Origin of the sequence: Micromonospora orduensis (assembly GCF_006228125.1) — a bacterium.
In the GTDB taxonomy this organism is placed as follows: Bacteria; Actinomycetota; Actinomycetes; order Mycobacteriales; family Micromonosporaceae; genus Micromonospora; species Micromonospora orduensis.
In genome coordinates this window covers 1-10,963 of record NZ_VDFY01000239.1, presented here as the reverse complement: position 1 = coordinate 10,963, position 10,963 = coordinate 1, and the positions used below count along the sequence as shown (strand labels likewise).

Sequence of the window (10,963 nt, the reverse complement as noted above, 5' to 3'; positions counted from 1 at the left end):
AGCTCGGCCTGCCGCTCGGCGAGCCCGGGGCCGCTGGCTGCCGCCCGCGCGGCGCTGCTGCGCAAGCGGGCCGGCGAGGTGGCCCGGCACTGGCCGCTGCTCGCCGCCGGCCTGGGCGACGGGTGGCCGGCGGCGTTCGTGCGCTGGGCGTCCGGCCGGCCCACGACCGGATCGCTGCGCGACGGCTGGGACCTGGCCCGGACGTTGCGCGAACAGGGTGAGCTGCCGCCGGCGGGCGCGGAGGAGCTGGCCGTCCGTGAGGCGGGCCTGCGCTACGACGGGCACACGACGCCACGTCCGCGCCGGCTGCCGGCGGTGGCCCGCGCCGGCGGGGCCGTGGCGGTGCAGATCGCCGGTCGGGTACGCCTGCTGCGCCCGGCCCGCCGTCCACCCGCCGACTTTGCCGGGGGCGCACGGGATACGGCAGGATCGGCGGCATGGATCTCGGACTGACCGACCGCGTCTACGTGCTCACCGGCGCCTCCCGCGGCCTGGGTTACGCGACGGCGCAGTGCCTGGTCGCCGACGGGGCGCGGGTGGTGCTCTCGGCCCGGGACGCCGACGCGGTGGCCACCGCCGCGCAGCAGCTGGGCGGGCCGCAGCGGGCCGTCGGCGTCACCGCGGACCTGGCCGACCCGCAGACCCCGCAGCGGCTCGTCGCGGCGGCGCGGGAGCACTTCGGCCGGCTCGACGGCGCGCTGATCTCGGTCGGCGGTCCACCGGCCGGCAACGCGGCGTCGATAAGCGACGAGCAGTGGCGGGTCTCCTTCGAGACCGTCTTCCTCGGTACCGTCCGCGCGGTACGCACGATCGCCGGCGCGCTCGACGAGGGCGGCGCGATCGGTCTGGTGCTCTCCACCTCGGCCCGTGGCCCGGTGCCCGGCCTCGGCATCTCCAACGGCCTGCGACCGGGCCTGGTCGGCGTCGCCAAGGACGTCGCCGACGACTACGGCCCCCGCGGCGTACGGGTGGTCGGCCTGCTGCCGGGCCGGATCCTGACCGACCGCAACCGTGAGCTGTTCGCCGCGACCGGCGACCCGGAGCGGGCCCGTGCCGAGGCGGAGGCCAGCATCCCGCTGCGGCGCCTCGGCGACCCGGCCGAGTTCGGCCGGGTGGCCGCGTTCGTGCTCTCCCCCGCCGCCAGTTACCTGACCGGTCTGACCGTGCCGGTCGACGGCGGCGCGCTCCGCGGCCTGTGACGCCCGACCCGGCCGCACGGGCCGGCGCGCCGGGCGAGCCTTCTCGTGCCGTGTCGGCCGGCTCCGCCGAAGATGCCGGCGCGCTGCCGCCCGACGTGGCCCGCCGTGGCGGTGCTGCCGCCGGCCATCCCCGGCCGACCAGGGCGGACCTGGCCGCCGCCACGGACCGGACCATTCCCGACGTGCTCGCGCCCGGCCTCGCGGTGCTCTTCGTCGGTATCAACCCCGGCCTCTGGTCGGCGGCCACGGGCTGGCACTTCGCCCGGCCCGGGAACCGGTTCTGGCCGGCGCTGCACGTGGGCGGGTTCACCCCCCGACTGCTGCACCCGAGCGAACAGGAGGCGCTGCCCGCCCTCGGGCTCGGCATCACCAACATGGCCGCCCGGGCCAGCGCCCGCGCGGACGAGCTGAGCGCCGACGAACTCCTCGACGGTGCCGCGATCCTGACCGACAAGGTGGCCCGGTACCGGCCGCGCTGGGTGGCGGTGGTCGGGGTGACCGCGTACCGGATCGGTTTCGGCCGGCCGAAGGCCGCCTTCGGGCCGCAGCCGGAGTCGCTGGCCGGGGCACGGCTGTGGGTACTCCCCAACCCCAGCGGCCTGAACGCGCACTTCACGCCGGTCACGCTGGGCGCCGCGTTCGCCGAACTGCGGGTGGCGACGGGCCTGCCGGACCGCCGCCCGACCTGAGCCGCCGCCGGTCAGTTGGCGGCGGCGGGCGGCATCGCCTCGTCGGCGACGTACGTGCCCAGCGGCATGACCACCGGCTCGGGGCCTGTCGCGTCCGCGAAGGGCCGGGGCGAGTCGGCGACCGCGAACTGGGTGCGGTACAGCTCGGCGTAGAGCCCGCCGACCGCGACCAGCTCGTCGTGACGGCCCCGCTCGACGATCCGCCCACCGTCGAGGACCAGGATCTGGTCGGCGTCACGGACGGTGGAGAGCCGGTGCGCGATCACCAGGGCGGTACGCCCGGCCAGCGCCACCGACAGCGCCCGCTGCACGGCGGCCTCGCTCTCCGAGTCCAGGTGGGCGGTCGCCTCGTCGAGGATCACGATCGATGGGGCCTTGAGCAGCAGTCGGGCGATCGCGATGCGCTGCTTCTCGCCGCCGGAGAAGCGGTAGCCGCGCTCCCCCACCGTGGTGTCCAGACCGTCGGGCAGCGCCCGAACCAGGTCGGCCACCTGCGCGCCGGCGAGCGCGGCCCAGATCTCGTCGTCGGTGGCCTCCGGCTTGGCGTAGCGCAGGTTCTCGGCGATCGTCTCGTGGAACAGGTGCGAATCCTGGGTGACCACGCCGATCTCGTCGCGCAGCGAGGCGAGTGTCGCGTCGCGGACGTCCACCCCGCCGACCAGCACCTGCCCGTCGGTGACGTCGTAGATGCGGGAGATGAGCATGGACAGCGTCGACTTGCCGGCGCCGGACGGGCCGACCAGGGCGACCATCTGCCCCGGCTCGACGCTGAACGAGACACCCTTGAGCACCGGCTCGTTGACGGTCCGGTCGAGGGTGGCGACCTCCTCCAGGGAGGCGAGGGAGATCTCGGCGGCGCTCGGGTAACGGAACCGCACGTCACGGAAGTCGACCCGGCCGTTGCCCCGGGGCACCGGCACCGCGTCGCGCCTCTCCACGATGCCGGGCTTGAGGTCGAGCACCTCGAAGACCCGGTCGAAGGAGACAAGCGCGCTCATCACGTCGACGCGCACGTTGGACAGTGCGGTGAGCGGACCGTACAGGCGGGTGAGCAGCAGCGCGAGGGTCACGACGGTGCCGGCACTGACGCCGCCGGTGACCGCGAGCCAGCCGCCGAGGCCGTAGGTGAGGGCCTGCGCCAGCGAGGCCACCAGCAGCATCGCCACGAAGAACGTGCGGGAGTACATGGCGGACTGGATGCCGATGTCGCGGACCCGTTCGGCCCGGTCGGCGAACCGGCGGGCCTCGATCTCGGGCTGGCCGAAGAGCTTCACCAGCAGGGCGCCGGCCACCCCGAACCGCTCGGTCATGGTCGCGCTCATCTTGGCGTCGAGGTTGTACGCCTCACGGGTGATGTCGGCCAGGCGCCGCCCCACCCGACGGGCCGGGATGATGAAGATCGGCAGCAGGACCAGGGAGAGCGCGGTGATCTGCCACGACAGGGTGAACATCACCGCAGCGGTGAGCACGAGTTGGATGACGTTGCTGACCACGCCGGAGAGGGTGGAGGTGAACGCCCGCTGGGCGCCGAGCACGTCGTTGTTGAGTCGACTGACCAGGGCGCCGGTCTGGGTGCGGGTGAAGAACTGCAACGGCATCCGCTGCACGTGGTCGTAGACCCGGGTGCGCAGGTTGAGGATGATGCCCTCGCCGATGCGGGCCGAATACCAGCGTTGGGCCAGGGACAGCAGCGCGTCGGCGACGGCGAGCGCGGCGATGAACAGGGCCAGCCGGACCACCAGCCGGCCCGCCTCGGCGCCACCCCTGTTGATCGCGTTGATCACGTCGCCGGCGAGCACCGGGGTGGCCACGCCGATGATGGCGGCCAGCACCACGGTGGCCAGGAAGATGATGATGTCGCGGCGGTACGGCTGGGCGAAGGCGACGATCCGCCGGGCCACCCCACGCTTGAGCCGGTGGGCGGAGACCTCGTCGCGGTTGCGCATCGACCGGAGCATGCTCCATCCCGCCATGCCACCGCCGGACATCGGGTTGGACACCGTTCACCTCCGGGTCGTCGGGCGGACCGCACGTCAGGTCAATTCTCCCGACGACTCTGACAACCTCGGTCGTAACCCGGATCTTCCCGTGCGGTCCTTACTATTCTCCCCGGCCGGCGAGGTCGCGCAGCCGGCGGGTCTGCGCCTCCCGTTCGGCTCGCTGCTGATCGGCGTGCGAGCGCCCGGCCGCACCGGCGAGCAGCGCCTTGATCTCCACCACCGCGTCGCGGGCCCCGGAGAGCAGGCCGGCGGTCAGGTCCCGCACCGCGCCGTCCAGCTCCGCCGGAGGCACGACCAGGGTGGCCAGCCCGATCCGGTCCGCCTCGGCGGCGTCCAGCCGACGGCCGGTCGCGCAGATCTCCAGCGCCCGGGAATAGCCGACCAGCTCGACGAGGCGCTTCGTGCCGGCCAGGTCGGGCACCAGCCCGAGGGTCACCTCGGCCATCGACAGTTTCGCGTCGGCGGCGAGGACGCGCAGGTCACAGGCGAGCGCCAGTTGGAAACCGGCACCGATCGCGTGGCCCTGCACGGCGGCCACGGTGATGAGATCGGGGCGGTGCAGCCAGGTGAAACCCGCCTGGAACTCGGCGATCCGGTCGGCGCACTCCTGCTCGGGCAGCGTGGCCAGCTCGGCGAACGACCCCGGACCGGAGGCGCCGGCCACCGCGAGGTCGAGGCCGGCGGAGAACGCGCGACCCTCGCCACGGACCACCACCACCCGCACGTCGCCGGGCAGGTCCCGCGAGAAGTCGCTCATGGCGCGCCACATCGCGGGCGTCTGGGCGTTGAGCACGTCGGGCCGGCACAACGTCACCGTGGCAACCGGCCCGTCGCAGGTCAGCCGGACCCCGGTCGCCTCGGCGGTCACCGGGCGGCCCGGGGCGCGGCGCTGGTGAACGACGCTGAGGGGCGGGTCACGCCTTCTTGCGGCGCCGGGCACCGCCGCGCTGACGCAGCTGCACCCCGGACTCGGTGAGCACTCGGTGGATGAACCCGTAGGAACGGCCGGTCGAGGCCGCCAGCGCGCGGATGCTCTCCCCCGAGGTGTACCGCTTTACCAGGTCCTTGGCGAGCGTCTGACGCTCGGCTCCGATGATCCGGCGACCCTTCTCAGTGCTGGTGGCTGTGCCAGTGGCTGCCATGCTGTGTCCTCACGTCCCAGACTGTGCGGTTCGGATACGGTCCCACCTATTAGACCGCCTCGAACGATCATGCGCCAGATATCAACTCTTCGCCAACCGACACGCTATGCAATGTCAGCTTCCCGATAGAGTGATCCTGGCGATCCGTCCCACCGCGCCGGCCAGGCGTACCACCGCCGCCGCGCGGCGACACCTGCCGACGGCCGTACCCTTCGACCATGATCGACCTTCTGGGCACCGCGGCCGGAGCGGCGGTGGTGTTCGCCGCCACCGACATCGACGACATCGTCATCCTGACGCTCTTCTTCGTCGCGGCCCGCACCAGCGGCCGACCCCGCCCCTGGCAGATCGTCGCCGGTCAGTACCTCGGCATCGGCGCGCTGGCGCTGGCCAGCGCGGTCGTCGCGGCCGGCCTGCTGGTGGTGCCCGAGCCGTGGACCGGGCTGCTCGGTCTGCTGCCGATCGCGTTGGGCGTCCGTGCCCTGGCGCGCCGCGACGACGACGAGACGCCGGCCGTGGTGGCGTCCACCCTCGGTGTGGCCGGGGTGACGATCGCCAACGGCGCCGACAACGTGGCCGTCTACGTGCCGGTGTTCCGGGCTCTGGGCGCGGCCGACAGCGCGATCTTCCTGCTGATGTTCGTGCTGCTCATCGCGCTGTGGTGCGCCGCCGGCGCCTGGCTCGGCGGGCACCCCCGTGTGGTCCGGCTGGTCGAGCGCGCCGGCCACTGGCTGGTACCGACGATCTTCATCGGCATCGGGGTGGTGATCCTGGCCGGTTCCGGCGTGCTCGGCAAGCTGGTCGACCTGCTCGGCTGACCGGGCCGAGCGCGGTCAGGCCAGCTCGACCAGCTCGAGCAGGTCGTCGCTCCAGGCGTCCTCGTCGCCGTCGGGCAGCAGGATCGCGCGGTCCGGCTTGAGGGCCAGCACCGCGCCCGGGTCGTGCGTGACCAGCACGATCGCGCCCGGGTAGTTGGCGATGGCGTCGAGCACCTGCTCGCGGCTGACCGGGTCGAGGTTGTTCGTCGGCTCGTCGAGCAGCAGCACGTTGGCACCGGAACAGACAAGGGTGGACAGGGCCAGCCGGGTCTTCTCGCCACCGGAGAGCACCCCGGCCGGCTTGTTCACGTCGTCGCCGGAGAAGAGGAACGCGCCGAGGATCTTGCGCAGGTCGGTGTCGGACTGCTCGACGGCGGCGGCGCGCATGTTCTCCAGCACCGTCCGCTCCACGTCCAGCGTCTCGTGCTCCTGGGCGTAGTAGCCCAACCGCAGGCCGTGCCCCGCGTGCACCTCGCCGGTGTCCGGGGTGAGCAGGCCGCCGAGCATCCGCAGCAGCGTCGTCTTGCCGGCGCCGTTGAGCCCGAGGATCGCCACCCGGGAACCCCGGTCCACCGCCACGTTGACGTCGGTGAAGATCTCCAGCGAGCCGTACGACTTGGAGAGGCCGGTCGCCGTGAGCGGGGTCTTGCCGCACGGCGCAGGGCTGGGGAAACGCACCTTGGCGACCCGGTCGGCGACCCGTACCTCCTCGAGGCCGGAGATCAGCTTCTCGGCCCGGCGGGCCATGTTCTGCGCGGCGACGGTCTTGGTGGCCTTGGCCCGCATCTTGTCGGCCTGCGCCATCAGCGCGCCGGCCTTCTTCTCCGCGTTGGCCCGCTCCCGGCGGCGACGCCGCTCGTCGGTCTCGCGGGCCTCCAGGTACGCCTTCCAGCCCAGGTTGTAGACGTCGACGACGGACCGGGTGGCGTCGAGGAACCAGACCTTGTTGACCACCGACTCCAGCAGCGCGCCGTCGTGGGAGATCACGATCAGACCGCCCTTGTGGTTGGCGAGGAAGCCGCGCAGCCAGGTGATCGAGTCGGCGTCCAGGTGGTTGGTCGGCTCGTCGAGCAGCAGGATGCCGCCGCCGTTCTCACCCGCGTCGCGGAACAGGATCCGGGCCAGCTCGATGCGCCGGCGCTGACCACCGGAGAGGGTGCCGATGGTCTGCGCGAGCGCCCGGTCCGGCAGGCCCAGGTTGGCGCAGATCCGGGCGGCCTCGGCCTCGGCCGCGTACCCGCCCAGGGCGGCGAACTGGTCCTCCAGCGCGCCGTAGCGGCGGACCAGCTTCTCGTCGGCGTCCTCGGCGAGGCGGGCCTCGATCTCCTGCATCTGGGACATCAGCACGTCCAGGCCGCGGGCGGAGAGGACCCGGTCGCGGCCGGTCACCTCCAGGTCGCCGGTGCGCGGGTCCTGCGGGAGGTAGCCGATGGCGCTGCGCTGGTCGATCTGGCCGGCGTAGGGCTGCCCCTCGCCGGCGAGCACCTTCAGCGTGGTGGTCTTGCCGGCGCCGTTGCGACCGACCAGGCCGATCCGGTCACCGGGCTGCACGCGCAGCGTGGTGTCGGACAGCAGGATCCGGGAACCGGCACGCAGTTCCAGGCCGGTGGCAGTGATCATCTCGTGGGACTCGCTCTCGGGGTCTGGAAGGCTGACTCAGGGCACGCGAAAGCGCCGGCGGGCGGTGGGCCCGTCGGCGCGGGGCGGTTCAGCCTTCGCAGCGCGGCACGGGGACAAGTGTACCGGGCCCGCCGAGACGACCCGCCCGGATTACCGATCAAGATCATCGGGTACCGGAACGCCTGTCCGGACCCCGTCCGGCACCTACATGACGAACCGACACAGATACGACATTCACCGGCATACGGCGATCGGGGTCAGCATGGAACTCAACGAGCGGGCCGAGCTCGACACCTCACAGGTCAACGACGTGGGCCGCGGTGGCGGGTCCGGCGGCGGCATGGGCATCCCGATCCCGGGAGGCGGCGGCCGGGGCGGCATCATCGGCATCGTGGTGGCCGTGCTCATCGCGCTGCTCGGCGGCGGCTTCGGCCTCAACGCCATGACCAACGGCGACGAGGGCGGCGGGCAGAGCGGCGGCACCGAACTGCAGGGCTGCGACAAGAGCAACGCCCAGCGCTTCGAGGACCCGCGCTGCCGCAACCTGCTCTACGTCAACAGCATCCAGGACTACTGGAACAAGGCCTACCCGGAGTTGGGCAGGGGCGACTACGAGCCGACCACCACGAACTTCTTCCAGGCGGCGGTGAACACCGGCTGCGGTCAGGCCGACTCGGGCGTCGGCCCGTTCTACTGCCCGGCCGACCGCAAGGTGTACATCGACCTGAGCTTCTACGACGAACTGGCCTCCCGGTTCGGCGCCAAGGGCGAGTTCGCGGCGCCGTACGTGCTCGCCCACGAGTACGGCCACCACGTCCAGAACCTGCTCGGCACCAACGCCAAGGCCGGCCAGGGCGACCAGAGCGGCCCCCGCTCCGCCTCCGTGCGACTGGAGTTGCAGGCCGACTGCTACGCCGGCGCCTGGGCCCGGCACGCCACCGAGAGCAAGGACAAGACCGGCCAGGAGCCGCTGTTCACGTCGATCACCGAGGCCGACATCAGCGAGGCCGTCGACACCGCCGAGGCGATCGGTGACGACAGCATCCAGGAGCGCTCCGGCGGGCGGGTCAACCCGGACCAGTTCACCCACGGCACGTCCGAGCAGCGCAAGCGCTGGTTCACCCAGGGCTACGACCGTGGCGACCCGAAGACCTGCGACACCTTCGCCACCGACCAGCTCTGACCTGACACGGTCACCGTCGAGGATGGGGTGGTGGTGCGACGGGCCTTCGCCCACCACCACCACCCCATCCTCGACGAGAGCGGGCGGTCAGGGCAGTTTCGAGACCTGGTAGTGGCCGATCAGCCAGTCGTCGTCGATCCGGCGAAGGAGCACGCCGAGGTTCACGGTCAGGGCCGGCCGGTCGGTGAAGCCGAACTCCACCTCCAGGTAGCCGAGGACCAGATCGTCGGCGAGCCGGCGGGTCTCCCGGATGTCGTACGTGGCGGTCAGGCCGAGCGGCTGGGCGGCGTAGTAGGCGGCCACGCCGGCCCGGCCGGCGGTGTACGGGTGCAGACCCTGGAAGATCGCGTCCTCGGTGAAGCACGACGCGACGCGATCAGGGTCGTGGGCGTCGACCGCCGACTTCCACCTGTCGAGGACGCTCCGCAGGATCCGGACCTCGGACATGGCATCTCCCTGGGATCGGCTCAACGGGGCGCCTGACCCGGGTCGTTCGGGTGCGGCGTCAACGGCGTCACCGCCTCCCGCCGCCAGGCGCGCAGCGGCATCGACGCCAGGACCGCCTCCAGCTCATCCGCGTCGGCGGCCTGGAACAGCCCCCACGTACGCCACTCCCCCGGCGCCAGCGGCGGCCGCCACAGCCGCAGGAGACTGCCCCGCGCCGTCAGCTCGGCCGAGCGCGCCGCCTCCCGGGCGCGCATGTCGGCAACCTCGTCGTCGGACGTGCCCGCCGGCACCGTCGTCACCATGTCAACCAGAAACTCCACGCGCCCATCCTCCGACCACCGGCGGACCAGCACGCCGGGAACCCCGGTCTTCGGCCGTCGCCGTCGACCGTCCAGGGTCAGTCGGGTGCGGGGTCGCGCAGCCGGATCCGTACCGCCCGCGCCGCGGCGACCGCCGACACCAGTACCGCGTGGCGGGGCTCCGGCACGTCGAGCAGCCGCTCGGCCCGCAGCGGCACGAGCGGGGACAGCCGCCGGTCGGCCAGCACCGTGTCCACCGCCCGCCGGTCACCGCCGCACACCACCGCGGTGAGCCTCGCGGCCTCCGGCAACAGCAGTCGTACGGCCAGGTCCGCCGCGTCGCCCAGCGCCGCCTTGGCCTGGTTGTCGCGCCGCCTGGCGAACCGGTGCTGCGACCAGCCCCCCGCCGCGGTGCGCCCCTGCACGTACCGGGTGTCGACCTTGGAGACGACGAGGTCGGCGCCGTCGGCCACACCGATCGCCACCGCGCCCTTGCGGGCCAGCAGCAGGCCGACCCGGCGGGGCGCGATGGCGGACGCCACGAACAAGGGCACGTCGACGCTTGCCGGTGCTCCCGGCGGGGCGTACAACTCGGCGGTTGTCCCGTCGGCAGCGGTGAGCAGCAGGCCGTACTCCCGTGCGGTGGTGGTGTGCGGGCCGTGCCGGTCGGCGAAGCCCTCGACCCAGCGGCCGACGCGGGCCGGGTCGACCTCGACCCACCGGCCTCCCCCGGCTGCGGGTCGACTGGTCACCGCCCGACCGTACGGCACCGCGGGCCCGGGTGGGCGGCCGGGCGGGGACCGCTCAACCCGGCAGCAGCGCGGCCACCGCCAGCGCGGCGATGAGCGCGCTGGACACCAGGCCGGTGACCAGCCGGCCGCGCGGCCCGGTCAACGCCCGACCGACCACCGTGCCGCCGCCGGCGACGAGCAGCTGCCAGCTCGCCGACGCCAGGAACACACCTGCCACGAACAGCGCCGCGGGGACGGCGCCCGGGTCGGCCGAGTCACGACGGCCGAGCACCAGCGCGGTGAAGTAGAGCACCGTCGTCGGGTTCAGCAGGGTCAGCCCGAGCAGCGCCGCGAAGGCCCGCCCCGGGGTGCCCAGGCCGGCGCCGGCGCGCGCCGCCGGCGGCTGCCCGGAACGGTGGGTCGACCAGGTGCGCCAGAGACCGTGCGCGGCGAGCCCCAGCAGCACCACGGCCGCGAGGACCCGTAGCGGGCCGGCGACCGGCGCGATGAGCCCGGCCAGACCCGCGCCGCCGAGCGTGGCGACCGCCGCGTAGAGCCCGTCGGCCGTCGCCACGGCGAGCGCCGCCGCAGCGCCGACCCGGAACGAGGTACGGGCACTGATCCCCAGGATCAGGATGGCGATCGCGCCGACCGGGATGGCGACGCCGTAGCCGGCCACCACGCCGGCCAGGAACGCCCCACTCACGGTCGTCGAAGCCGGATCGAGGCCCGCCGCCCGTGGACCGGCCGCTGTCGACGCTCGGCAGTCGCCGCACGGACAGGGACCTGCATCGGGTACGCCTCAGTCACAGCCGCATCCTGCGCTCCCCACCCC

Annotated in this window: 14 protein-coding genes; 6 read left to right on the top strand and 8 right to left on the bottom strand. The window is 73.2% G+C overall.

Annotation, left to right across the window (positions count from 1 at the left end; translation table 11 throughout):
- From FHG89_RS27100 to mug, 3 genes are all read left to right on the top strand, one after another.
- Window positions 1-453, top strand: a 453-nt coding sequence (locus FHG89_RS27100) for an SCO6045 C-terminal-like domain-containing protein (protein ID WP_139587240.1), incomplete at its 5' end; no start/stop codon positions are given.
- The gene (locus tag FHG89_RS27095; protein WP_139587239.1) at window positions 438-1,199 is read left to right on the top strand and encodes an SDR family oxidoreductase; all 762 of its coding nucleotides are present in this window, start codon (window positions 438-440) and stop codon (window positions 1,197-1,199) included. The genes FHG89_RS27100 and FHG89_RS27095, both read left to right, overlap by 16 nt.
- A gap of 83 nt (window positions 1,200-1,282) precedes the next feature.
- Window positions 1,283-1,888, top strand: coding sequence for a G/U mismatch-specific DNA glycosylase (gene mug, locus FHG89_RS27090; protein ID WP_244295903.1), 606 nt, complete (start codon window positions 1,283-1,285; stop codon window positions 1,886-1,888).
- 11 nt (window positions 1,889-1,899) lie between these two features.
- Here mug and FHG89_RS27085 read toward each other — a convergent pair whose 3' ends face one another.
- The gene (locus FHG89_RS27085; protein WP_139587241.1) at window positions 1,900-3,876 is read right to left on the bottom strand and encodes an ABC transporter ATP-binding protein; all 1,977 of its coding nucleotides are present in this window, start codon (window positions 3,874-3,876) and stop codon (window positions 1,900-1,902) included.
- A 112-nt stretch (window positions 3,877-3,988) separates the two neighbouring features.
- Window positions 3,989-4,702: an enoyl-CoA hydratase/isomerase family protein gene (locus FHG89_RS27080; protein WP_244295902.1), complete on the bottom strand. Its 714-nt coding sequence runs from the start codon at window positions 4,700-4,702 to the stop codon at window positions 3,989-3,991.
- On the opposite strand from FHG89_RS27080, the gene FHG89_RS33975 reads away from it, so the two are divergent.
- Window positions 4,644-4,784 (top strand): hypothetical protein, encoded by a 141-nt coding sequence (locus FHG89_RS33975; RefSeq protein ID WP_244295905.1) that lies wholly within the window; start codon window positions 4,644-4,646, stop codon window positions 4,782-4,784. The genes FHG89_RS27080 and FHG89_RS33975 overlap by 59 nt on opposite strands.
- A gap of 18 nt (window positions 4,785-4,802) precedes the next feature.
- Here FHG89_RS33975 and FHG89_RS27075 read toward each other — a convergent pair whose 3' ends face one another.
- Window positions 4,803-5,030, bottom strand: a complete 228-nt coding sequence (locus FHG89_RS27075; RefSeq protein ID WP_074312753.1) for a helix-turn-helix domain-containing protein — start codon at window positions 5,028-5,030, stop codon at window positions 4,803-4,805.
- Window positions 5,031-5,248: 218 nt separating this feature from the next.
- Here FHG89_RS27075 and FHG89_RS27070 point away from each other — a divergent pair, with 218 nt between their 5' ends.
- Complete coding sequence (locus FHG89_RS27070; protein WP_139587237.1) at window positions 5,249-5,848, top strand: cadmium resistance transporter; 600 nt, start codon at window positions 5,249-5,251, stop codon at window positions 5,846-5,848.
- A 15-nt stretch (window positions 5,849-5,863) separates the two neighbouring features.
- On the opposite strand, the gene FHG89_RS27065 is transcribed toward FHG89_RS27070, so the two are convergent.
- A complete protein-coding gene (locus FHG89_RS27065; RefSeq protein ID WP_139587236.1) occupies window positions 5,864-7,468 on the bottom strand; it encodes an ABC-F family ATP-binding cassette domain-containing protein in 1,605 nt (534 codons plus the stop codon).
- A 262-nt stretch (window positions 7,469-7,730) separates the two neighbouring features.
- Between FHG89_RS27065 and ypfJ the strand changes: the two genes are divergently transcribed.
- Complete coding sequence (gene ypfJ, locus FHG89_RS27060) at window positions 7,731-8,651, top strand: KPN_02809 family neutral zinc metallopeptidase (protein WP_139587235.1); 921 nt, start codon at window positions 7,731-7,733, stop codon at window positions 8,649-8,651.
- An 87-nt stretch (window positions 8,652-8,738) separates the two neighbouring features.
- On the opposite strand, the gene FHG89_RS27055 is transcribed toward ypfJ, so the two are convergent.
- The 4 genes from FHG89_RS27055 to FHG89_RS27040 all read right to left on the bottom strand — a co-directional run bounded on the left by FHG89_RS27055 (window position 8,739) and on the right by FHG89_RS27040 (window position 10,834).
- The gene (locus FHG89_RS27055) at window positions 8,739-9,098 is read right to left on the bottom strand and encodes a YybH family protein (RefSeq protein WP_139587234.1); all 360 of its coding nucleotides are present in this window, start codon (window positions 9,096-9,098) and stop codon (window positions 8,739-8,741) included.
- 20 nt (window positions 9,099-9,118) lie between these two features.
- Entirely contained in the window at window positions 9,119-9,418 is a 300-nt protein-coding gene (locus tag FHG89_RS27050; RefSeq protein WP_139587233.1) for a muconolactone Delta-isomerase family protein, read from the bottom strand.
- Window positions 9,419-9,495: 77 nt separating this feature from the next.
- Window positions 9,496-10,149 carry an acVLRF1 family peptidyl-tRNA hydrolase gene (locus tag FHG89_RS27045; protein WP_139587232.1) on the bottom strand — a complete coding sequence of 218 codons (654 nt, stop codon included), beginning with the start codon at window positions 10,147-10,149 and terminating at the stop codon, window positions 9,496-9,498.
- Window positions 10,150-10,201: 52 nt separating this feature from the next.
- Window positions 10,202-10,834 carry a LysE family transporter gene (locus FHG89_RS27040; protein WP_139587231.1) on the bottom strand — a complete coding sequence of 211 codons (633 nt, stop codon included), beginning with the start codon at window positions 10,832-10,834 and terminating at the stop codon, window positions 10,202-10,204.
- Window positions 10,835-10,963 lie beyond the last annotated feature (129 nt).

What these genes read in the sequence shown, in the direction of transcription:
- FHG89_RS27085 (WP_139587241.1), bottom strand. Translation starts at nt 3,876, where the DNA reads ATGTCCGGCGGTGGCATGGCGGGATGGAGCATGCTCCGGTCGATGCGC.
- FHG89_RS27065 (WP_139587236.1), bottom strand. Translation starts at nt 7,468, where the DNA reads ATGATCACTGCCACCGGCCTGGAACTGCGTGCCGGTTCCCGGATCCTG.
- FHG89_RS27075 (WP_074312753.1), bottom strand. Translation starts at nt 5,030, where the DNA reads ATGGCAGCCACTGGCACAGCCACCAGCACTGAGAAGGGTCGCCGGATC.
- FHG89_RS27070 (WP_139587237.1), top strand. Translation starts at nt 5,249, where the DNA reads ATGATCGACCTTCTGGGCACCGCGGCCGGAGCGGCGGTGGTGTTCGCC.
- FHG89_RS27055 (WP_139587234.1), bottom strand. Translation starts at nt 9,098, where the DNA reads ATGTCCGAGGTCCGGATCCTGCGGAGCGTCCTCGACAGGTGGAAGTCG.
- FHG89_RS27095 (WP_139587239.1), top strand. Translation starts at nt 438, where the DNA reads ATGGATCTCGGACTGACCGACCGCGTCTACGTGCTCACCGGCGCCTCC.
- ypfJ (WP_139587235.1), top strand. Translation starts at nt 7,731, where the DNA reads ATGGAACTCAACGAGCGGGCCGAGCTCGACACCTCACAGGTCAACGAC.
- FHG89_RS33975 (WP_244295905.1), top strand. Translation starts at nt 4,644, where the DNA reads ATGGCGCGCCACATCGCGGGCGTCTGGGCGTTGAGCACGTCGGGCCGG.